This is a genomic window from Microbulbifer mixtoriginis (SeqCode), assembly GCF_052468275.1.
In genome coordinates this window covers 2,039,474-2,062,795 of sequence record NZ_CP174341.1, presented here as the reverse complement: position 1 = coordinate 2,062,795, position 23,322 = coordinate 2,039,474, and the positions used below count along the sequence as shown (strand labels likewise).

The 23,322-nt window shown below is 50.9% G+C and carries 18 protein-coding genes and 1 tRNA gene; 13 read left to right on the top strand and 6 right to left on the bottom strand.

The features are described from left to right. The first annotated feature begins 60 nt into the window (after positions 1–60). The 7 genes from ACJJIC_RS08995 to rlmB all read left to right on the top strand — a co-directional run bounded on the left by ACJJIC_RS08995 (position 61) and on the right by rlmB (position 4,948). Positions 61–786, top strand: a complete 726-nt coding sequence (locus ACJJIC_RS08995) for a VC0807 family protein (RefSeq protein WP_252082700.1) — start codon at positions 61–63, stop codon at positions 784–786. Positions 787–824: 38 nt separating this feature from the next. After that, positions 825–1,124 (top strand): YciI family protein, encoded by a 300-nt coding sequence (locus ACJJIC_RS08990; protein ID WP_444886839.1) that lies wholly within the window; start codon positions 825–827, stop codon positions 1,122–1,124. A gap of 26 nt (positions 1,125–1,150) precedes the next feature. Beyond that, positions 1,151–1,831, top strand: a complete 681-nt coding sequence (locus ACJJIC_RS08985; RefSeq protein WP_252082703.1) for a TIGR04211 family SH3 domain-containing protein — start codon at positions 1,151–1,153, stop codon at positions 1,829–1,831. Between the two features lie 125 nt (positions 1,832–1,956). After that, positions 1,957–2,550 carry a peptidylprolyl isomerase gene (locus ACJJIC_RS08980; RefSeq protein WP_444910184.1) on the top strand — a complete coding sequence of 198 codons (594 nt, stop codon included), beginning with the start codon at positions 1,957–1,959 and terminating at the stop codon, positions 2,548–2,550. Between the two features lie 3 nt (positions 2,551–2,553). Continuing rightward, positions 2,554–3,312, top strand: coding sequence for a pyridoxine 5'-phosphate synthase (locus ACJJIC_RS08975; RefSeq protein WP_444884162.1), 759 nt, complete (start codon positions 2,554–2,556; stop codon positions 3,310–3,312). Then, positions 3,312–4,181 (top strand): Rossmann-like and DUF2520 domain-containing protein, encoded by an 870-nt coding sequence (locus tag ACJJIC_RS08970; RefSeq protein ID WP_444902817.1) that lies wholly within the window; start codon positions 3,312–3,314, stop codon positions 4,179–4,181. Before ACJJIC_RS08975 ends, ACJJIC_RS08970 begins: the two co-directional genes overlap by 1 nt. Then, on the top strand, positions 4,178–4,948 hold the full coding sequence (rlmB, locus tag ACJJIC_RS08965) for a 23S rRNA (guanosine(2251)-2'-O)-methyltransferase RlmB (protein WP_445356796.1): 771 nt from the start codon (positions 4,178–4,180) through the stop codon (positions 4,946–4,948). The genes ACJJIC_RS08970 and rlmB overlap by 4 nt, the downstream gene beginning before the upstream one ends. Before the next feature lie 368 nt (positions 4,949–5,316). Here rlmB and guaA read toward each other — a convergent pair whose 3' ends face one another. Both guaA and guaB read right to left on the bottom strand, forming a co-directional pair. Beyond that, entirely contained in the window at positions 5,317–6,894 is a 1,578-nt protein-coding gene (guaA, locus tag ACJJIC_RS08960) for a glutamine-hydrolyzing GMP synthase (RefSeq protein ID WP_445356795.1), read from the bottom strand. Between the two features lie 87 nt (positions 6,895–6,981). Further along, the gene (gene guaB / locus ACJJIC_RS08955) at positions 6,982–8,469 is read right to left on the bottom strand and encodes an IMP dehydrogenase (protein WP_444886843.1); all 1,488 of its coding nucleotides are present in this window, start codon (positions 8,467–8,469) and stop codon (positions 6,982–6,984) included. 172 nt (positions 8,470–8,641) lie between these two features. Here guaB and xseA point away from each other — a divergent pair, with 172 nt between their 5' ends. Next, entirely contained in the window at positions 8,642–9,994 is a 1,353-nt protein-coding gene (xseA, locus tag ACJJIC_RS08950; protein WP_444910186.1) for an exodeoxyribonuclease VII large subunit, read from the top strand. 66 nt (positions 9,995–10,060) lie between these two features. Further along, positions 10,061–12,376, top strand: a complete 2,316-nt coding sequence (locus tag ACJJIC_RS08945) for a transporter substrate-binding domain-containing protein (protein ID WP_444884156.1) — start codon at positions 10,061–10,063, stop codon at positions 12,374–12,376. A 25-nt stretch (positions 12,377–12,401) separates the two neighbouring features. Here the strand turns inward: ACJJIC_RS08945 and ACJJIC_RS08940 are convergent, their stop codons facing one another. The 3 genes from ACJJIC_RS08940 to ftsH form a co-directional block, all read right to left on the bottom strand. Further along, on the bottom strand, positions 12,402–13,379 hold the full coding sequence (locus tag ACJJIC_RS08940; RefSeq protein WP_444910187.1) for an NAD(P)H-quinone oxidoreductase: 978 nt from the start codon (positions 13,377–13,379) through the stop codon (positions 12,402–12,404). A 246-nt stretch (positions 13,380–13,625) separates the two neighbouring features. Beyond that, positions 13,626–15,920 (bottom strand): TonB-dependent receptor, encoded by a 2,295-nt coding sequence (locus ACJJIC_RS08935; protein WP_444910188.1) that lies wholly within the window; start codon positions 15,918–15,920, stop codon positions 13,626–13,628. A 786-nt stretch (positions 15,921–16,706) separates the two neighbouring features. Then, complete coding sequence (gene ftsH / locus ACJJIC_RS08930; RefSeq protein WP_252082722.1) at positions 16,707–18,665, bottom strand: ATP-dependent zinc metalloprotease FtsH; 1,959 nt, start codon at positions 18,663–18,665, stop codon at positions 16,707–16,709. 368 nt (positions 18,666–19,033) lie between these two features. Between ftsH and ACJJIC_RS08925 the strand changes: the two genes are divergently transcribed. Then, positions 19,034–19,110: transfer RNA gene (locus tag ACJJIC_RS08925), tRNA-Arg, on the top strand. 199 nt (positions 19,111–19,309) lie between these two features. Here the strand turns inward: ACJJIC_RS08925 and ACJJIC_RS08920 are convergent. Next, positions 19,310–20,074 (bottom strand): substrate-binding periplasmic protein, encoded by a 765-nt coding sequence (locus ACJJIC_RS08920; RefSeq protein ID WP_444889715.1) that lies wholly within the window; start codon positions 20,072–20,074, stop codon positions 19,310–19,312. Between the two features lie 738 nt (positions 20,075–20,812). Between ACJJIC_RS08920 and ACJJIC_RS08915 the strand changes: the two genes are divergently transcribed. The 3 genes from ACJJIC_RS08915 (at position 20,813) to ACJJIC_RS08905 (ending at position 23,309) form a co-directional block, all read left to right on the top strand. Next, complete coding sequence (locus ACJJIC_RS08915) at positions 20,813–21,670, top strand: M90 family metallopeptidase (protein ID WP_444910189.1); 858 nt, start codon at positions 20,813–20,815, stop codon at positions 21,668–21,670. A 106-nt stretch (positions 21,671–21,776) separates the two neighbouring features. Next, positions 21,777–22,355 carry an HD domain-containing protein gene (locus tag ACJJIC_RS08910; protein ID WP_445356794.1) on the top strand — a complete coding sequence of 193 codons (579 nt, stop codon included), beginning with the start codon at positions 21,777–21,779 and terminating at the stop codon, positions 22,353–22,355. A gap of 351 nt (positions 22,356–22,706) precedes the next feature. Continuing rightward, positions 22,707–23,309, top strand: coding sequence for a hypothetical protein (locus ACJJIC_RS08905; protein WP_444910191.1), 603 nt, complete (start codon positions 22,707–22,709; stop codon positions 23,307–23,309). Positions 23,310–23,322: the final 13 nt, after the last annotated feature.

Sequence of the window (23,322 nt, the reverse complement as noted above, 5' to 3'; positions counted from 1 at the left end):
GAGCCATTGCAATATGACCTCTCAACCAGCTTCCCGCGGGCATTATCACCGGAATTGAGTATGACCGAAACGAATTCGACCACCCCAGTAGCCCAACAGAAGCCCAAGAAGAAAGAGGGCCTTCTCGGCAATCTGCTTCTCAACATCGTTATCCCCACCCTGGTCCTGACCAAACTCTCCGGGGACGACTGGCTTGGCACCAAATGGGCCCTAGTGGTCGCACTGGCTTTCCCCCTCGGCTACGGACTGCGCGACCTCATTCGCTCTGGCAAGGTCAACTTCTTCTCCGCCCTGGGAACTATCAGCATCCTGCTCACCGGTGGCATCAGCCTGCTGGAGTTGGATCCGCAGTATATCGCCATTAAAGAAGCCGCCATTCCAGGCCTGCTGGGTATCGCCACCGTTGCCTCCCTCTACACCCGCTGGCCACTGGTAAAGACGCTTTTGTACAACGACCAGATACTGGATACCGCCAAGATTGCCCAAAGTCTCGCCAACAAAGGCAACCAGGGTGCCTTTGAGCGCACCTTGCAACAGGCATCCTGGATGATCGCCGCCTCTTTTTTCCTCTCCTCAGTACTCAACTACGTACTGGCGAAAGTTATTTTACAGAGCCCTCCGGGTACGGAAGCCTTCAATGAGGAACTGGGTAAAATGACCGCACTCAGCTATCCGGTGATCGCCCTGCCGGCCACCATTATTTTAATGCTGGTTCTCTTTTTCCTCTTTTCCCGTATCGGCAAGCTTACCGGGCTGAAGCTGGAAGAAGTCATGGTTGCCCAATAACAAAATTTCCTGATCAACTAACAAGAGCAAAATTCACAATGTGGTACGCAATCATCAGTGAAGATGTTAGCGATAGTCTCCCTTTGCGTAAAAAAGCGCGTCCAGACCATTTAGCCCGACTCAACCGTCTTAAAGACGAGGGGCGCCTGCTGGTTGCAGGCCCACACCCCGCCGTTGATAGCGAAGAACCCGGTGAGGCTGGCTTTAGCGGCAGCCTAGTGGTTGCCGAATTTCCCTCGCTTGAGGAGGCTCAGGCCTGGGCCGACGGCGACCCCTATGTGGCTGCTGGTGTCTACGCTTCAACTTCTGTCAAGCCATTCAAATTAGTACTGCCCTAATAACAACAAGCACAAGCTGTATCGCAATGAAGAAATTATTGTGCGGCCTGATCGCCGCCACACTGCTCAACGCAGTCCCGGCAACTGCCGCCGCCGAAACTCGCTATATCACCGACCAGCTACATGTGCCCATGCGCGCCGGTAAAGGCAATGGATTTCGTATCCTGCACCGCGGCTTGCCCAGCGGCACCCAGCTCAGTGTTCTCGAAGATGCCCCGCAAGAGGGTTGGACCCGCGTGCGCACCCAGGGTGGCACAGAGGGGTGGGTGAGGCGCCAATACCTGGTCTCCGACCCAGTGGCCAAACTCAAGCTGGAACAAGCGGAAGCGAACCTGGCACGCTTTGAGAAAATGGAAGGCAACCTCGGTGGGGAAGTCCGCCGCCTGGAGGAAGAAAATAGCAAGCTGAGTAGCTCCCTGGAGTCCGCCCAGCAACAGAGCCAGACGCTCGCAGCCGAGCTGAAAACCCTAAAGGCGTTATCAGCAGATGCCCTGGCACTCAATGAGCGCCACCAGAAGCTCCTGCACCAGCACGAACTACTCAAGCAGGAGAAGACCATGGCAGAAGCGGAAATTCAGCGCTTATCCGGCAGTGAAAGCCACAAGTGGTATATGTATGGCGCTCTGTCTGTACTACTGGGCGCCCTCCTTGCAATGATTGCCCCGCACCTACGCCCGCGCAAGCGCCACTCAGAGTGGGCGAACTGATTTCGCCCACTCTCGTCGAAATCGCATACTATTGAGCCCCGGGGGAAGTGATATCCCCCCAGGCCCTACATCCAACTCAAAAGCGGCTGTGTCGAAACACTGCCGTAAAACCTAAAGGACTTAGGATGATGCGTAAACTATTTGCAATGCTACTCTGTGCAACCCTTGCCCTTCCCGCATTGGCCAAAAACCCGCGCGTGGAACTTAAAACCGACTTGGGCATTATTCAGATCGAACTCTTCGCCAAAGAAGCTCCGGTCACCGTACAGAACTTCCTTACTTATACCGATAACGGCTTTTACAATGGGATCATCTTCCACCGGATAGTACCGGGCTTCGTTGTTCAGGGCGGCGGATTTACTTTCGATTTCCAGAGAAAGGAAACCCAAGACCCCATCATCAACGAATCCGCCAACGGCCTGCAAAACCTGCGCGGCACCCTCTCTATGGCAAGAACCAACGACCCAGACAGCGCTACCTCTCAGTTTTTTATCAATCTGGTCGATAACACCAGGCTCGACGCCCAAGAAGACAAGCCCGGCTACGCCGTTTTTGGCCGGGTGATTGCCGGCATGGATATTGTGGAAAAGATGGTAGAGCAGCCAAGGGGCCTCTATCGACAGCACCCAAGTGCCCCCAACACGCCCATCCGCATCCTTGAGGCCAAACGTATAGACACCGGTGACAACGCCGTCGCCACCAACAGCAAGGGAGAATAAGCTGTGATCGCTCTCAGTGTTAATCTCAACAAGATCGCCCTGATCCGCAATTCCCGCGAGGGTAACTTCCCCGATGTCACTGCCCACGGTCGGATATGCCTAGACGCTGGTGCGCAGGGTATCACCGTACACCCACGCCCAGATCAGCGCCATATCCGCCCCAATGACGTACGCGAATTGGCTGCACTGTGCCGCGATCGCCAGGGTATTGAGTTCAATATTGAGGGCAATCCCTTTGCCCTGCACCAGGGGGACTATCCCGGCCTGATGCCGTTAGTACTGGAAACCCAACCAGACCAGTGCACCCTGGTCCCCGACAGCAACGACCAGCTAACCTCCGATCACGGCTTCAACCTCAAACTCGATGGCCCGCGCCTGGTCCCCCTGATCGCCAGACTCAAGGACGCCGGTGTCCGAGTTAGCTTGTTTATGGATCCGGATCTAGAGCAGATCAGCCTGGCCAAGGATGTGGGTGCTGATCGCATTGAGCTGTATACAGGCCCCTATGCAGAAGCAGCCGCAAAACAGAGTGCGGAACTGGAAGATATCTTCAGCGCTCACTGCGCCGCCGCCGAGCATGCTCGCCAATTGGGGCTGGGGGTAAATGCGGGCCACGACCTGAACCTGGTCAACCTGCCCCGCTACCGCACCCTGCCAGGATTACAGGAAGTCTCAATCGGCCACGCCCTCACCGTAGACGCCATCGGTATGGGGCTGGAGAATGCTGTTAAAGCTTACCTGGACTGCCTCGCCGGCAACTAATGAAGACACTCAACATTATTGGTGCCGGGCGCCTGGGGAAAACTCTCGGGCGCTTGTGGCAACAGACCGGTTTTTTTCAAGTTCAATCGATTTTTAACCGCAGTCTGGAAAGCGCACAGGCTGCCGCCGAGTTTATCGGCGCCGGGCACGCAGTAGCCGCGCTGGAATTGATGAAGCCCGCAGACTTCTGGCTAATCGCTTGCAGCGATAGCGAGATTGCCGCAACAGTTGAACGCCTCGCCAACCACCTTGGCGAACGCGAAAACATAGCAGCCTTCCACTGCAGTGGCGCCCTGAGCTCACAAGTGCTCGAAGTGCTGCGCCCTGCCGCTATCGCCAGCGCCCACCCGGTGCACAGCTTTGCCGACCCGCTGCGCTCCCTCGACAGTTTCGCCGGCTGTAGCGTCGCCCTAGAGGGCGAAAGCTCTGCAACAAAGGCTTTAGCAGAAGCTTTCACTACCATAGGCTGTGAAATACTCAACATCGAAGCCCAGCACAAGTCTCTATACCATGCCGGTTCGGTGATCGCGTGCAACTATCTCACCGTACTCATAGATCTCAGCCTGAGCAGTTTCGCTGCGGCGGGTATCGACCGCGATAGTGCCCTCAAGTTACTGGAGCCAATTGTTCTGCAGACCGCACAGAATAATATGGCTCTTGGACCGGAGAATTCTCTCACCGGCCCGATCGCCCGGGGCGACCTGGAAACAGTAGCCAACCAGCTGAAAGACTTAACCTCCACAGCCCCGGAACTCGCGCACCACTATCGCCAACTGGGCCTCGCCTGTGTAGAGTTGGCGCGGCGGGGCCAGCTATCCGATGAGAGCGCGGCCAAATTGATCGAACTACTGAGCGAGCCAATGCGGTGAAAGACTCCTCTGAATACCTAAAAAAAAGGGCCTTTTTCGACAGCCTACTAACTATTTATGGGCGCAAGCCGGTGCTCGAAGCACTGGAAGACCCAGAACTTCCGGTACACAAGCTGCACCTGGCTAGCAGCAACCGACGCGACCAGCTGATCAGTCGAATGGAGTCTCTGGCCGAGGAGCGCCAGATAGAAATCTCCTACTTGGATCGGAAAGAACTCTCCCGCATCTCGAAAAATTCTCGCCAGGACCAGGGTGTAGCGCTGGATCTGGCCCTACCCAACTACGGCAACTACAAAGCCTTCCTGCCCAAGAATGAGGCTAAGACCTACGAACTTTTAGCGCTGGACGGTATTACCAATCCACAAAATCTCGGCATGATTATCCGATCAGCCTGTGCCGGCGGTGTGGATGGTATTCTCCTGCCGAGAAAGGGCTGCGCACAGATTGACCCACTGGTGATCAAAGCCAGCACCGGCACTCTGTTTAAAACCCAGATACTACGGTGCGACACCCTGGCCGATGCACTAAGCGATTTTCGCGATTCCGGCGCACGTATCTGTGGCCTGTCCTCCCATGCCTCAATGACCCTTGCAGAGGTTCCCGGTAACAAACCAACTATTTTTATTCTGGGCAATGAAACCCGCGGGGTTAGCGATGCGGTCACCAAGCAGTGTAACGAGCTAGTGCGTATCCCCATGCAAAATGGTGTGGAGAGCCTCAACGTAGCGGTTACTGCGGCACTGATCAGCTTCCGGCGCCAACTTTAATCCGCCCAGGGCATCTCTGTGCAAAAGGTGCCCCTTCTTTCTCTTTCAACCCCCTAATTACCAACTGCACCCCTCTCGAAGATTGGCTACCCACAGATTCTGTGGATATCTCTGAGGATAACTATTCTTTCCCTGTCGCAAAGGCCCATGGTTGCGCCAATGTGACAATCTGAAGAAAAAATGACCAGCTTTTGAAACGCCCAAAAAATCAACGAGTTACAGTGAATTACAAGATAAAAGCAAGAGACGTGCGCACCAGTTAAGCGCCATTTGAAGTAAAGGGCTCAGCTGTGGAAAGTGGCACGCTTGGCGGGGAAAATAGAGAAATGGGGCGCCAAGCGCCCCATTAAAGAATTGAGATTAAGCGCTTACTCCCACTCGATGGTAGCCGGTGGCTTGCTCGATACGTCGTAAGCCACACGGGAGATATGCTCTATCTCATTAATAATGCGGTTGGAGACTTTCTCAATCAACTCGTAGGGCAAATGCGCCCAACGCGCCGTCATAAAGTCCACGGTTTCCACGGCTCGAAGCGCCACTACATATTCATAGCGGCGGCCATCGCCCACCACACCAACCGATTTCACCGGCAGGAATACCACAAATGCCTGACTGGTTTTGTGGTACCAATCAGCCTTGTGCAACTCCTCGATAAAGATGGCGTCTGCCTCGCGTAAGATATCGGCGTACTCTCTCTTTACCTCGCCGAGAATGCGAACGCCCAGGCCCGGTCCCGGGAAGGGGTGGCGGTAAACCATATCGTAAGGCAGGCCCAACTCCAGGCCGATTTTGCGCACTTCATCTTTAAACAGCTCACGCAGTGGTTCCACCAGTTCAAACTGCATATCTTCCGGCAAGCCGCCCACGTTGTGGTGAGACTTGATTACATGGGCTTTGCCCGTTTTGGCGGCGGCAGATTCGATCACATCTGGATAAATAGTACCCTGAGCCAGGAACCTCACATCCTGCAATTTGGACGCTTCTCGATCGAAAATCTCGATAAAGGTATTGCCGATAATTTTGCGCTTGGCTTCAGGCTCATCCACACCTGCCAGACGTGAGAGGAAATCCTCTTCCGCATCGGCGCGAACAACCCGCACGCCCATATTGTCGGCAAACATTTGCATCACCTGATCGCCCTCATTTTTGCGCAACAGGCCGTTGTCCACAAAAACACAGGTCAGCTGATCGCCAATAGCCTTGTGCAGCAGTGCCGCCACCACAGAGCTGTCGACACCACCGGAGAGACCCAGCAATACCTTGCCATCACCCACCTGTTCGCGCACTTTGGCAATGGAGTCCTCGATAATATTGGCCGGGGTCCAGAGCTTTTCACAACCGCAGATGTCGATGACAAAGTGTTCATAGATGCGCATACCCTGCAGGGTATGTGTCACTTCCGGGTGGAACTGTACCCCAAAGAAGTTCTTGTCAGCGGAGTACATACCAGCAATGGGGCAGGAATCGGTGGAGGCCATCAGCTCAAAGCCTTCTGGCATTTGCACGACTTTGTCGCCGTGGCTCATCCATACATCCAGCAGCGCCTCACCTTCATCGTTGAGGTGGTCTTTGATATCGCGCAGCAGATTAGAAGTGCCCTCAACTTTTACCTGAGCGTAGCCAAACTCACGGATGTTACTTCCCTGCACGGCACCACCGAGTTGATGTGCCATGGTCTGCATGCCATAGCAGATGCCCAATACCGGCACGCCCAAATTGAAAACTGCTTCTGGCGCACGGGGAGAACCCTCTTCCGGTACGGACTCAGGCCCGCCGGCCAGGATAATACCTTTCGGGTTATATTCGCGGATCTCTTCTTCGCTCATGTCGAAGGCGCGAATTTCGGAAAAAACACCCAGCTCGCGCACACGGCGGGCGATCAACTGGGTGTACTGGGACCCAAAGTCGAGGATCAGAATTCGGCTGGAGTGGATATCTTGGCTCATGATTGACTCATTAACAGAATAAATAACGGCAAACGGACCTGAAAGGTCCGTTTGCGGCTTGGTACTGAAAGTTGTTCACCGAGAGGCTTAGCGTCCGCCCACCGGGTAGTTGGGCGCCTCTTTGGTAATCTGCACATCGTGTACATGGGACTCACCCATGCCGGCGGCAGTTACCCGCACAAATTCTGGACGGGTGCGCATGGTTTCAATATCCACACTACCGGTATACCCCATAGCAGAGCGCAGGCCACCGAGCATCTGGTGCACAATGGCAGACAGAGGGCCTTTATAAGGGACGCGCCCTTCAATACCTTCCGGGACCAGTTTTTCAGCGCCCTTGCTGGCATCCTGGAAGTAGCGATCGGAGGAACCCTGAGTACGCGCCATGGCACCGAGGGAGCCCATACCGCGATAGGACTTGTAAGTACGCCCTTGGTATAGCTCCACCTCACCCGGCGCCTCTTCGGTACCGGCAAACATAGAGCCCATCATTACGGAAGAAGCACCCGCAACAATTGCCTTGGAAATATCACCGGAATAGCGGATGCCACCATCGGCGATCATAGGTACCCCAGTTCCTTTAAGCGCAGTGGAAACCTCTGCAATTGCCGTTACCTGGGGCACACCGATACCCGTTACGATTCGGGTGGTGCAAATAGAGCCGGGGCCAATACCCACCTTCACCGCATCCGCACCAGCTTCAACCAATGCGCGCGCGGCGTCGCCAGTGGCAATATTGCCGCCAATTACATCCACCTGAGGATGCATTTCCTTAATGCGACGCACGCGATCAATTACGTTGCGGGAATGGCCGTGGGCAGTATCCACAACCAACACATCCACACCGGCCTCTACCAGAGCCGCTACGCGATCATCGGTGTCAGGACTAGTGCCCACTGATGCGCCAACACGCAGGCGGCCATCGGAATCTTTACAGGAGTTCGGGTACTGCTCTGCCTTATTAAAGTCTTTAACGGTTATCAGGCCGCGCAACTCAAAATCATCGTTCACAACGAGTACTTTCTCGATGCGGTGCTTGTGCAGCAATTCGCGCACATGATCAGAAGAGGCATCTTCGTGTGCAGTTACCAGGCGCTCCTTTGGCGTCATGACACTGGCAACACTCACATCCAGATCGGTAAGGAAGCGAACATCGCGGCTGGTAACAATACCCACCAGATCTCCTTTATCCATTACCGGAACACCGGAAATATTGTGATGGGTTGTCAGGGCGATCAATTCACGCACGGTGGCATCCGACTCGATCGTAATCGGGTCTTTTACCACACCGGCTTCAAATTTCTTCACCGCACGCACCGCAAGAGCCTGCTCTTCAATGGACATACTCTTGTGGATAATGCCGATACCACCTTCCTGCGCCAGGGCAATTGCCAGGCGCGCTTCCGTTACTGTATCCATAGCAGCGGAGACAATGGGAATATTCAGGGTGATATTGCGGGACAGCTGGGTTTTAAGGCTGACATCCTTGGCGGTCACCTCGGAATAACCGGGCACAAGTAGGACGTCGTCGAAAGTGAGGGCTTCGCGCGCGATGCGCAGATTGGATTCAGACATTGTTGACACTCAAACCTCGAATAGGCGGGATTGGGTATCGGCGCGATTATACCTCTCAGGAATAAAAGCGCAAATGGCATTTCATAGAAAATCGGATTTAACGAGTAAAGCACTTTACCTATAAAGGGGATACTGCAATATTGCTCCGCCAGTTTTCACTTGAGAGGCACAGATGCAATCCAGCCCAGCAACTCCCAACAGCAAACGCAGTGTCCTGTCGGTAAGCGATTTGAACCGGGAGGTGAAACAGCTGCTGGAGGGCAGCATTCCACTACTGTGGATCAGCGGGGAAATCTCCAATTTTACTGTGCCCAGCTCCGGCCACTGGTATTTTAGTTTGAAAGATGCCCGCGCTCAGGTGCGCTGTGCCATGTTTCGCGGGCGCAACCGCAGTGTGGCTTTTCACCCACAAAACGGCCGAGAAGTGCTGATCCGCGCACGGGTTAGCCTCTATGAGGGCCGCGGTGAATTCCAGTTGATCGTGGAACATATGGAGGAAGCCGGCTTCGGTGCCCTGATGCGCCAACTGGAACAACTCAAAGCCAAATTACAGGCCGAAGGGCTATTCGACAGCGCCCGAAAACGCGCGCTGCCCTATTTGCCCACCAATATTGGCATTATCACTTCCCCGACTGGTGCCGCGATTCGCGATATGATCCATGTATTGGGTCGACGCCACCCTGGAGCGCGAATTGAACTCTGGCCAGTGGCTGTACAAGGCCAGGGAGCGGCGCAACAAATCGCCGGCGCTATTGAAAAAGCTGGCCGCAGCGGTCGCCACGACCTACTTATCGTGGGGCGTGGCGGCGGCTCTTTGGAGGATCTCTGGCCTTTCAATGAGGAGGTTGTTGCGCGAGCCTTGGCCACCTGCCCCATTCCCACAATTTCTGCGGTAGGCCACGAAACAGACACGACCGTTTCCGATCTGGCTGCCGATCTACGCGCACCCACCCCCTCAGCAGCAGCGGAAATTGCCAGTGCAAATGCCGCTGAGTTATATCAACAGCTGGAAAATAGCAGGCTTCGATTATATAGGGCCATACAGCAGCAGGTTCGCCACTTACAGCAGAAAATTATGTTGAGCCGTAATCGTTTACGCCACCCGCGCGAACAACTGCAAAACCGCTCGCAACGCCTGGACCACCTGGAGATGCGCCTATTGGCCGCAGGCCAGCAGCAAATTCAGCAGCGCCGCAACCAATTGGCAGCAGCTCAGCGGGCCTTTACCCACTACCAACCCCAGAGGCAATTACAGAAAAAAGGAGAACAGCTGAAATTTGTGCAAAGCACTTTGCAACGCGCGGCTGAGCGCCTTTTGCAGCAAAAAGCGGACAGGCTCAACCACCAAGCACAGTTACTTCACAATGTGAGCCCACTGGCTGTTTTACAGCGCGGCTATGCTATTGCCAAGGATTCCCAAGGTAAACCTCTAAAAGACAGCCACACGCTCGAAATAAACCAGGAAATTGAAGTTCAATTGGCCCGGGGTCACTTTTCCGCCAAGGTAGAGAACATCAGTCACTAAAACCAGAAAATGGGCTGAAGAGGCACGACACTATAATCCACACATAGAGAGCTTTTGGAGCTATCTATGAGGTGCCGTTATAAAGCTATCAGCCCCTATTGCTGGATTTTTTTATACTTTTTTATACTAATTCTCGCACTTGCCGGATGCTCCCCAAAAGTACCCGAAGATTCAGAGAAGTCAGGTACTTTACAACCTACGGCCTCTTCAGAAAGTAGCCCTCAGGCTAATACCCCAACCAAGGAGAAAAAAAGTCCTACTGTTATTCCTGCAAAAGAACAACAGGTCAATTACATTGAAACCGGAGACCTCAAGGAAATAAAAAAACACGGCACCATCCGCTTCGTGAACTTGACCGGAGCAGCGGAAAACCTATTACCTAGAGACGGAGTAGTCAGCCTACGTCACTTCGAGCTGGGAAATAAACTCGCCGACCAATTAAAGCTGGAGGCCAAGTGGATTAAGGCCCCAACCCCCGACAAAGCAGTAGAAATGCTAATTGCAGGTGAAGCTGATGTCATTGCCTATAACCTAACAGTGACCGATGCGCGCAAGAAAATCATTGATTTCAGCGTCCCCATGCGTCAATCCCGCCTGCAGCTAGTTACAGGCCCTTCCGGACCAGATATTAGCGACCCGAGCAAACTTAACGATGTTGAATTAATTGTTCCGCAGGGCTCTGCCAATATAGAAGCTGCGCAGCAATTAATTGCCAAATATCCTGATGCAAAACTTTCTGTGCGTGAATTTGTTATTCACGGTAATCGCGATGGTTTGATTGATGTGCTCAATATGAAAAATAATCGGGTCGCGATTCTCGAAAACTTTTCTGCGGAGGATTTACGCAACTACAGAGACGACTTACGCCTAGGGGCTTATGTTAGCGAGATGCAGAATATCGCCTGGGGAATGCGCAAAGACACTAAGCGACTCAACTCCACCGTGGATAACTTTATTACTCGAAATCTGGTGAAGGCCCAGGAAGAGCGCATCACCGACTGGAAGGGCATTAAAAAATCTGGCGTTATTCGCTTGCTTACTTATAACGGCCCCACGACCTACTTTATTTGGAAAGGTCTGTTAATGGGGTTTGACTATGAGTTGGCAAAAGCCTTCGCAGACAAACACAAACTGCAGTTACAAATTATTGTGGTGCCGTATGAAGAGAGCTTAGCGGACTGGCTCAGGGCCGGACGCGGGGATTTTGCCGGATCGGAACTCAATATCACCCCATCCTATGAGCCACAAGGGATGGTATTCACCAAGCCCTATGTAGAGTCGGCAGAGCAAATCATAAGTAGCAAAAATAAACCCCCAATCGAAAAAATTCAGGACCTGAGCGGCCGAAAACTCACTCTACGTGCCTACTCTTCTTTTATTGACACAGCTAAAACTCTGCGAGACGCAGGTATTGACGTAGAAGTTCAGGTTGCACCGCCGGATATGTCCCAATCACAAATTTTCTCTTTGATCTCGGACGGTCTAATCGATGCCACCATTTCAAATTCTGGGCGCGCAAAAATTGAGGCTTCAGTACAGCCCAATTTGGTACTAGGTACGTTACTCGGAGACCCCCAGCCCCAAGGCTGGCTGGTTCTACGCCAGAACTGGCATCTACTGAAGAACCTCAATAAATTTATCGAGGGCTATAGAAAAACTGCGAAGTATAAAAAACAGTATGCGGCCTACTTTGAGCCCAACAAACGCTTTATGCAGAGGGTTAGCACCCGAATAATACCAGGGGAAAACCTCTCCCCTTATGATGACCTGGTAAAAGAATCGGCTTATAAATATGATTTTGACTGGCGCATGATCGTTGCACAAATGTGGCAGGAAAGTAATTTCAATCCGAAAGCGGTTTCACCGGTTGGTGCGCAAGGTTTGATGCAGGTAATGCCGGCAACCGCAGAGGAAATGGGCTTTCCACCCCCGCTGTTTGAACCTGAGCGCGCCATTAAAGCCGGTGTAAAATATATGGACTGGGTCAGAGACCGGTTTAACCCCTCCCTGCCCACGGTAAACAAGCTCTGGTTCACTCTAGCCTCATACAACGCTGGTTATGGCCACCTTCTCGATGCACAGCGCCTCGCCAAACAGTTGGGCCTAGACCCCAACGTCTGGTTCGACAATGTAGAAGTAGCGATGTTAAAGCTGGCCCAGCCCCAGTATTTTAAGCGTGCGCGTTATGGCTATGTACGGGGATCGGAGCCCGTGCAATATGTGCGTAACATCAGCAATCTCTACAAGGCCTATGTAGAAATGATGAGCGACGATGCCAGTGTAGCTGTGCCCCTACAGAAAGCACCGGGTATCAGCTATTGCTCACCACTCCACACCCCAGAGGGGGTTATCCAGCAGATACCCAATTACTCCGCTCCATAAGCTGATAACGTAGATTCTCCAAAGATCACAAGGTGAGCACAATTTTCCCAACGATCTTGCCAGACTCAAGAAGCCGATGTGCTTCGGCAACCTCCTCCAAAGGGAAGCGCGCAGCAATCTGAGGGTGAATTTTACCAGTTTCTATTAATGGCCAAACTTGTGATTCCAAAGAGTGTGCAATACTGGCCTTAACCTGTGTGGATCTTGGCCTTAAGGTTGAGCCGGTAAGGGAAAGCCGCTTCAACATCACCGGTAACATATTCACTTCGACTCTGGCTCCCTGCAGATAGGCGATATTCACGATACGGCCATCATTCGCAGCCACTTGAATATTACGATCAATGTAGCTGCCACCCACCATATCCAGAATCACATCCGCTCCATGTCCTGAAGTAGCTTCTTTTACTGCCTGCACAAAATCTTCTTCCCGGTAATTTATTGCTTGCTCGGCGCCGAGTTGCACACAAGCCACACATTTTTCTGCGGAACCGGCTGTGGCGAAAACCCTGGCCCCCAGCTGGTGTGCCAACTGAATAGCGGTGGTGCCAATACCCGAGCTACCACCATGTACCAAGAAGATCTCTCCACTTTGCAAACGAGCCCGATCAAATACATTGGCCCAAACCGTAAAGAAAGTCTCCGGTAATGTCGCAGCCTCCACCATAGATAAAGAACCGGGTATTGGTAGGCACTGCCCTTCTGGAACCGCCACAAAATCCGCATATCCGCCCCCATTAGTTAGGGCACAGATCTTATCGCCAACTTGCCAGCGTTCAACGCCTTCACCCACTGCGGCCACCAGACCGGAAACTTCAAGCCCAAGAATAGGAGAGGCACCTGGAGGCGGTGGGTAATGACCATTGCGCTGAACAATATCGGGACGATTGACACCAGCGGCAGCTACCTCAACCAACACTTCACCTGGGGCGACCTCCGGTCTGGGCAGGTCCGCCAACTGCATGACCTCGGGGCCTCCATATTCCGGTAGATCAATAGCACGCATTATTCGCTCCTTTATCCTTTAAATTCTTCACAACCCGATTCAGTGATGGCGACAAACCCTGAAACCATCAGAGAGATATTGAGCACTACTGTACCGCTAATAGGAGGGAATTACAGGAGGGTAAAAGCAATGTGGCCGGGAACACTTGCACAAATCACCGAAAGATCCTGTAAGCAAGTGGCCCGGCCAAGAAATGCATTAACTGAGAGCCAATATCTCAATTAATTCAAATGGTAAGTCCCGCAATTAGAGCTCGTATAGGAACTCCACTCCCATTACACGCCCTTTATTCAGTGGTGTGAAACTGGCACCCACTCCACCCATTTTGTAAGGCAACTGGGTATTGTTACCCTCCGCCATTTCATCCAGCATATTTTTGCCGAATAATGAAACGGTGTAGCTACCATTGTCCGGGGTATAGCCGATGCTGAAATCCAGCATATCCACTTCTGACAACATACCGCGGTTATCATCGGTGTAAGGGGCTTCGTCTCGATGATTAAAATTCATACGAGAAGTCAGGGTGCCGTAGGCGCCTAACTGCAAGTCGTGGATAAAGCCCACACCGTAGGTCCAGGGGGCCAGACGGGGAATCTCTAGACCGAGATCGGTACTATCTACAAGGCCATCGCCATTCAGATCACCCAGCACCTTATCGTAGTCACCGTCAACATAGCCAACATTAAAGGTAAACAGCAGATTTTCACTAAGGGCCGCCATAGCCTCCAACTCGGCCCCGCGGATGGTTGCATCGGCGGTATTGCGAATTATCTGCGCAACACCACTGAATGGATCAGGAAGATTTTCCTCGCGCTGCATGTCATCAATAGTGTTGTGGAAAACCGCCATATTGGTGCGTAGACGCCCATCCAGCCAATCCACTTTTGCGCCAATCTCGAAGCTGCTCTGCTCCTCTTGATCGGTAGCCTGTGGAGGGTAGGGTTTTCCAGTTAAAGGATTAATACCAGCATTGCGGAAGTTATACCCACCACTACGGAAGCCCTTGGTCCAGAAGGTATACAACTGGGTATCATCAGAGACACTCCACTGAAGACCTATTTTGGGTGTAAAGGCATTCCAACTCTCGCTATCTATACCGTCCTCGTCATAAGATGAGCAACCACTGAGGGTGCAGGTATTTAGAGGAATAGAGGCTATCTTGGCATCTTTCTTCTCACTGGAATAGCGTCCCCCCAGGGTCAAAACCCAAGCCTCATTTAGGTCGATATCCGCCTGGGCAAATACGCCATAAGTACTGTGGTCCTGCTTACCGCCCCCAGTCCAATCGAATAAGCCCTGAAACAGAAGTCGATTTTCCAAATAGGTGACGTCTTGGCTAAACCAGTAAACACCGGTGGTCAATGCGGTGCGACCAAAACGGCCGGAGTAACGCAGCTCATTACTGAGCTGGCTCTGGTCCACACTGGAATCAGCATGGAACAGCGTGACCGGTAGAGAGTCGATATCACCCAGCCCGTGAGCCTCATACTCACGCCAGGCGAGAATATTGGTAATGGTGCCATCACCAAAAGCGACATCCTTATTGAACTCGGTAATGATCTGGCTCCATTCATCTTTCTGGTAACCTTCCTCATTTTGGGCCACCTCAAAAGAGTCCTTGCCATTATCCCAGTCATCAATGCCTAATGAGGCGGCTATCTGAGTCGGACTCCCCCAAGGGACAACCCCATCGTCGGTTATTTCGAAATAGGGCTCAGAACCGCGGTTCTGCGCCACCACACCATCTGAATCCATACGGCCGTGCTCCATACGCACCAATAGCTCCGCTGTGTCGTTCAGCTGGATACTAAAACTCGGCCGAATAAACCAGCTGTCGGAAGCGCCGGCATTGTCGTTGTTAGTGGCAACGTTTTCGAACCATCCGCGGTCGTCGTTGTAATAAACCGTTAAACGGCCGTTGACCGTATCGGAAATGGCGCCGTTAATGGAACCGGCTGCGACTGTATCGAGATTGTCGGTGGTGGATATTTTAAAGCGTGTAGAAAATTCATCTGTGGGGCGGGCAGTCTTTATGACCACTGCACCACCAGTTACATTGCGGCCAAACAGCAGGCCCTGTGGACCCCGCAAGACCTCAACACCTTCCAGGTCGAACAGGTCGGTCACCACACCGGCGTTCACACCCAGATACATACCGTCCACAAACACACCGACGGTAGGATCAATAGAGGGAATAGAACTATTGATACCCAGGCCGCGTACCGTGAAGTTTGCGGTATTTTTTACCGTGCCCACATCTTCCAATTGAACATTGGGCATTTTGAAGGAAAGGCTTTGCAGATCCTTGGTGTGCAGTGCCTCTAACTGATCGCCAGAATAGGCGGTGGCCGCTACGGGAACCTCCTGCAGGATTTCTGCATCGGCGCGTTTGCGGGCGGTGACTTGCACTTCCTCCATTAGAGTACCTACCGAACCCTCAGCGGCAAAGCTGGGGGTCGCACCACTGGCCAACCAAAGAGTCGCTACAGAACAGGCGGAAAGCAGAGCGGAGTGCTGCTTAAGTTTTGACGGACTTCCCATGTTTTCTCTCCATTGTTTTATTGTTTTTATCTACAACAACGGACTTATCGCAATCGGTACTGCCTTATCCCGCCGCTCTACTCTCTCTGTGGAGATTCCGACTTTGCGGGATTCCGATCCAAGACCGCGCTGATAAAGAGGCACAGAATTCGCATGTTTTCTGTGACTCAAACAGATTACAGGCTAGCCACGTCCGGTGGAAGTCTATTTATCGCGGATAACGATAAAAATAACTCAATTAGTCTGGAAAGTTCGTTGGAAGAGGGAAAACTAAATCCTGACTAAAAAAAATAGAGCTAAACATGCACTATTTAAGTGCGAGCTTTTTACTCACCCACACCCAAAATCCCCCTTAAAAAGTCAGGAATCAAAATTTATTTTTGTTAAAAGCAGCCAAGACGTGAGTTAAATCTAGCTTAATGAATTTAAAAAATGCAGTAACGGCGAAATACAGATTCAAACCTCTCTATCTTCAACATAAAAGACCTAGCAGTCAGCAAAATTACTCGGTTAATAGACTAGATTTTTCTGGGTGTGGATACAGAGAAATGGTACTTATGAATATTCTGTTAAAAAGGTGTAACACTAATTACAAATTTCTCTACTTGATACAAAAAAAGATTTGACCATTAAGTCCAGCCACTCTATTGCCAGAAGTAACAAATTATTTTCACCTTATTAGTACATCGCAAACGACCCACTGGTAAGCTGGCCAGCAATGCCTTATCAATTCGTCAACTGCAAATTCAGCGCTAGGATGCATCCAGTCCCTTACCCGCTTGCAGATCAAGAGTCTGCTTTGCCCCCAAGTGTGATTACTTGATGCATCTCAGAAGCATCGAGGGTTTCTTTTTCTAGTAGCGCTTGTGCCAGGGCATCGAGCTCCTTGCGATGGCCCTGTAGAAGATTCTGGACTTCCGCCTCTATTGCGCTGACCAGGGCGATGACTTCGTCATCAATAATCTCAGAAGTATGCTCACTGAAATCTTTTTGCTGCGCCATTTCCTTACCAAGAAAGATATGCTCCTCCCCGCGCCGAAAGGCCACGGGTCCAAGTTTCTGACTCATACCCCAGTGCGTTACCATATGCTGGGCCAAGCGGGTGGCCTGCTTCAAATCGGACTCTGCCCCACTGCTGACTTCATTAAACACGACCTGCTCAGCCACCCTACCCCCCAACATCACACCGATGCGATCACGCAGGTAGCTCACTTTCATGTTGTGGTGATTTTCTAGTGGAATCTGTTCTGTTGCCCCGAGGCTGTGTCCCCTGGGAATAATAGTGGCTTTCTCCAACGGATCGGCATGGGGTAGTAGCATCGCAGTGAGGGCGTGGCCAGCCTCGTGATAGGCAACCGTCTTTCGATCTTCCTCCCCCATTATCACTTCCCGTTCGCCACCAAGTACTACTTTGTCCCTGGCCTGTAGCAGACAATCCATATCCACGGCTGTCCTATTTTGCCTTCCCGCCAACAACGCGGCTTCATTAATCAGGTTTTCCAAGTCCGCCCCGGCGAAACCCGCCGTTAAGGCAGCCAAGCGCTCCAGGTCGACCTCCCCATGTAGTGGGACATTCTTAGTATGAATACTTAGGATGTCCCTTCGAGCAGGCCTATCCGGTAAATCCAGGGTGATCTTGCGATCAAAGCGTCCAGGGCGAAGCAGTGCCGCATCCAACACATCGGGACGGTTGGTTGCCGCTATCACAACCACCGCCTCCTGGGGATCAAAGCCGTCCATCTCGCCGAGAATCTGATTCAGGGTTTGCTCACGTTCATCGTGTCCCCCTCCCAGACCCGTGCCGCGCGCCCGCCCTACTGAATCAATTTCATCGATAAAAATGATTGCGGGAGCCTCTTTCTTGGCTTCAGCAAACATATCCCGCACCCGCGATGCCCCGACACCGACAAACATCTCTATAAACTCCGAACCACTGATACTGAAGAAGGGAGCATCACTCTCTCCTGCCAAAGCCTTGGCCATCAATGTTTTGCCTGTACCTGGGGGGCCCATCAGCAGAATACCGCGAGGAATCTTTGCCCCGAGTTTACGGTAGTGTTCAGGGTCTTTTAGGTATCCGGCTATTTCTTGCAAGTCCCTCTTGGCATTGGCAAGGCCAGCCACATCAGCAAAAGTCACTTCGGATTCACTGCGTTCATAGCGTTTGGCCGGTGACCGGGCAAAACTGAATGGATTGCCTGGGGTCATGGCGCCCATTCGGGCCTGCATCCGGCGCCCCAACCAAACCAGCAAGGCAATTATCAAAACCCACGGCAACAGCAAGATCGCCATCCTTTGCCAAAATCCGCCCTGGGATGATTCCGCTTCAATTATTACCTGCTGCTTTTCCAGTAAGGGCATTAACTCTGGGTCCTGCACCGGGGGTATGGTCGTCTCAAAGCGTTTTTCTTCTGGCTTCTGGGCTTTATCTTTAGTCTCACTCTTTCCCTCGGGCTGCTTACTGGCTACTTGTTTGAAGACTCCAGTGATACGCTGTCCTTCAAAAAGTACACTGGCAATTTCCCCCTTGCTTAGCGCACTCTTAAAGTCACTGTAAGATAAAACCTCTCTTTCTGAACCAAACTGACCATTCGAACAGTATTGAAGAGTGAGGATCACCAGGAAAAGGAGTACGACATACTGCAGCCAACCAAGTGGACTCTGCTGAGACTGGCCAGAGAGAGGGGAACCTGGCTCCTCGGCAGGTAACTTCTTCCCTTTCTCATCTTCATCCGCCATTGCCATAAGATCTCACTGATATTGGGGTAGCCTACTATCCAAAAATTGAAGCGCAGTCCCTTTATGCTGGAACAATCAGTATAGTTCTCCGCCAACTATGCTGAGCCGGCATATGTATAGGCCCATAAAGCCTCGGGCTAACGAATGAGGGCGGCGCTCAGCGGTCTCAATCAACCCCTCCTAAAGGCCTGTAACAACTATTGTTAAAAAGAACTTGCAAACTCTCGTTCCACGCGGCAAAATTCGCGCCCTGTCGAACTCTCTGGCCCTGCGCCAAGGGGCGAAAAAGTTCGATAAGTTGCGGATTTTTAAAGGATTTTCCTTAAAAGCAGTTGACTTAAGCAAATCAACTGACTATAGTTCGCACCCATAACGCGCTCGTAGCTCAGCTGGATAGAGTACCTGGCTACGAACCAGGCGGTCGGAGGTTCGAATCCTCCCGAGCGCGCCATACAAAAAGGGCCTGTAACGCAAGAAGTTACAGGCCCTTTTTATTTTTCTGACTTTTTACCTACCTTATAGCTAACAACCTTCAGCTAAGTTAGCTGGCAAGATAGCCGAGCTTGGCTAGTCCCTGAAAAATTGAAAGAGCCTTGATAACAACCGAGGCCCCTTCACTCGCCGTACAATACGGAGATTCTCACACCTGCTTACTTGCAGATGTTCTCCTTCTGTACAACATCATATTTCTTCAACAACTCCTGATAGCGGCCACTGCTGCACAGCTTGGCAAGCCCACTATTGAAATCATCGCGCACCTTCTGATCACGGAACCCTACACGGAAATCGGTCATTGGAACGAAGATCGGGAAAAGATTAACCTGATCCATTTTATGTCCCATTTTATTACTCAAATGCTTAAACAGCTCCATATCTACAACCGCCACCACGTCTTTCATTTTCCAAAATTGAGCGACAAGATCGGGGGCTGTTGGAGCCTGAATAATATTCTGGCGCTGCGTACCATTGGGTCCATACATCTTTTCAAATTCCGGCCCTAAATCCATAGGCCCTCCCTGCCAAGTAATCACCTTCTTACCGGCCAAATCAGCAATGCTATCAATTTTCATTTTATCGGTAGCTTTGGTAATCGCGTAATTGGCAAAACTGATCATGTTATTAGAGTAAAAAAGACCATCATCTTTCTTCATCACATTAACAGCTGCCTGTACTTTACCCTGCTCAAGGGCTGGGGCTGTCTCTGCAAAACCCATCTGTTCAAACTGCACCGAATACCCAGGCAGCGCTTCCCGTACAATATCGACCTCCAAGCCACTGGTAGCATTGTTGATCACATAGGGGGGAGCATCGCCAGCTATTGCCACCTTTAAGGGTGTGCCGCCCGATTGGGCAACCGCCTGAACAAGAACACCGAACATCAACCCGAGAAAAACAACAACGGAGCGCATACGCATAACCATCTCCAAAGCGACAGAAAAATCACCCAGACGCCCTAAGTGTTGACACCGAGTAGCTATTTATCAAGTCGCATCTTTCCACCATAGAAACAGACTCATACTCAGCCACCCCCTATGCCAGACATATTTTCTAGCCAAAGAACTTGAAAACGGCACGTAATCCCCCCAACTCAGAAAATAGTAAAGCGGTATGGCTATAGACCCCTATTGAAAAACTCTCAACATCAATCTTTTTCCTGAGAACTGCAAAGTCAAACTTGTATTTTGCTCAACCAGGTTTATACCCCCCGCTAGAATCCCAAAGAGACTGAAGCAAAGGCCAGCCAGTATGGTATCGATTCAGAAACAACTCACTAAATATAAAAGAACTCTACACAATACAGATAATCGCAATAATCTGACAATCCTAGACTCACTATTGAACATTGAGTTTCGAGAAGTAAGAAAGTCTGGTCGCAGCTTTAATGTTAAATCGATAGCCTCAATGGTACAGATGGAGAAAAACTGCAAGTGGATAGCTCACAGTCAAGATCATAAATACATAACACTCTCCGACCCCCTTCGGTTACGTCTTTATCGGACCGATCGGCAGGAAAATTTCTATGAGTTCTGCAAGCCACCCTCTATTTGGGTATTCAATAAACGGCAGAAACAAATAAAGTACCACCAAGGTACGACCTGTGAAACTTTTTCTATAGACGAGAATAATTCAGCCAGACAGCAGGCACATAATCTATGAGCGCTTTTATTGCAATTATCCTGCTCGCCCTGGCAATTTGGTTAATACCGATTCTTTATCGCCGCTGGCGCATCAACTATCGACGTGCACAAGTACTGACTCAGGAGCAGTTACAGCTTCTCAAGGAAGCACTTCCTCTATATCACTATCTAAATAGTGGCCAGCAGAAAGAACTACGTGGAAATATCGCACTTTTTCTTCATGACAAAGAATTTGTCGGCTGCGACGGCTTACAAGTGAATGAAAAAATGAGAGTCACGATCGCCGCCCATGCATGCCTTCTACTACTGGGTCGTAAAAACGAGTGTTACCCCAACCTCTACACCTTACTACTCTATCCGGACACTTACGTTGCCCAGGAAACTCACAGAGAGGGTTATATAGAGACCCACAAGCACAGCGCACGGGAAGGCGAGGCACACTATCGCGGCCCCGTAGTGCTCTCCTGGGGTGATTTGGAGGAAGATTTAGAGTTCCCTCAGCGAGGACACAATGTCGCTTTACATGAATTTGCCCATAAAGTAGATGAGGAAGATGGCTACTTTGATGGCCGCCCACTCTTTGAGAAGTCCAACGATGGCGACAACTGGGCTGCAGTAATGAGCCAGGAATTCCATCGTTTGCGCCAAAAAGCTGAATTTGGCCAGCTCCCCGGTGACAGTCCTTCCGTGCTGGATTTATATGGAGCCCAATCGCCCGCTGAATTTTTTGCTGTAGCCACTGAGAGCTTTTACACCATCTCCATTGCTATGCGCTCCCTACATCCAGAGCTCTACAGGGAACTGAGCCGCTTCTATCGACTGGACCCAGCAACACTGGTCGGAGGAAAAGCAGATAGTTCTCCAGGGCTATAACTCTTTCTCGTTAAATTCAACATAGAAATACAATAAGCTAGTGGCAGCTTATAAAAGAAAAATGATATCGAGCATAATTCCAGAAAACTAATACCAGGAAGTATCAATGGAAGCAATTGAGAAAGCGCTTAGCTTTATTATCGAAATAGAGAAGCTCAAAGACGTTCAACGGAAAACAAAACCAGTTGGATTGAATCGCTTCGAAAACTCCGCAGAGCACAGCTGGCATGTCTGTCTATGCGCGCTAATTTTGAAAGATTATTCAAATGACCCAATTGATATAAACCGGGTTTTAAAAATGCTACTAATACATGATCTTGGGGAAATTGATACAGGGGATACCATAATCTACTCAAGGGAAACAAACGAGACAAAGACTAAAGAAAAGAAAGGGTTAGAACGACTATTATCATTATTACCTGGAAGTATGAATATAGAATTGATGAAATTATGGGAGGAATTCGAGTCTGGAGAAACGGCTGACGCCCGATTTGCCAAGGCCATTGACCGAATCCCTCCCCTACTACATAACATTTATGGTGAGGGACACAGTTGGAAACAATACGGCATCACCAAGGATCAAATATTTTCTTTAAACGCACGTATTGGAAAGGGTAGTGAAAAACTTTGGTCTGAGATTAGTAGCATGCTAGAGGGGGCAATCAAAGATGGCATCCTCAAGTAAGGGCCTACCTGAATAGGATCAAGCATATAAATTTGAGCCATGGGCTTCCCACAGGGTAATGCTCAACTACCTTAGCCTGTTCTACAATCAATACCATTCTTGTATAGCTTCCCCTGATTGCTACCAATATCTGAATAGTTTCCAACTCCTTCTGGAATATAAATCGTGCCAAAAGTAGCCCTGCCAATCCTCGGAGCCTTTATTCTTTTTTTGCTCCACACCGCATCAGCCAATTCGCCTATTAACTGCCAACCCTTATTTAACCATCAGGATGATAAGGTTGCTCAATACAATAGGTGCACCCAAATTGACTTCCAACCCAGTAGTATCGACGGATCGGCAACGATCATAATGCGGCGCAATAGCAAGGGGGCTTGTGCCTATACCACAGCTGTCCAATGTGGCAATAAAAACATACAGATGGAGGAAATTGCTGCGATAGATTTCAAGATCTCTATTCCTGCGGGCAAATGTAACCCAACCGAGTGGATTGCTGTATACATGTTCCCCTGGTGTGGAGAATCAGGGGGATGTTGGAGCGGCGGGGAACGAGAAGTGGACTTTGTAGAAACAATGGGCCCCAATGGCCCCGGTGACCTAGCCTCCAATTGGGGAGGTCGCCCCAAGCAGGCAGAGTGGATCAACCAACATGGCGCCATCAGAGTCGATAGTGGCACTAGCCAGCATATCACTTTTACTTCCAGCCAAGTTCTCTCAGGACCCAAAAGCGGCACTTATCAATGGGACATTCGAGTGTGTGCCCCTTCAGCGACAAAGTGTGAAAACACTAATCAACTCTGGCATGCTTACCGCGAGAAAGGCCCGACTATTTTTGATAAGTCGATGATGATCGTTATTGACAACTGGGGAGTTAATCACCCACCAAGAGAGGGCTGCACTTTAGAGGTTACAAATATGCTAATCACTAAACACTTGAGGCCTTCTAAAGAGTAGGCTCAACTCTGAA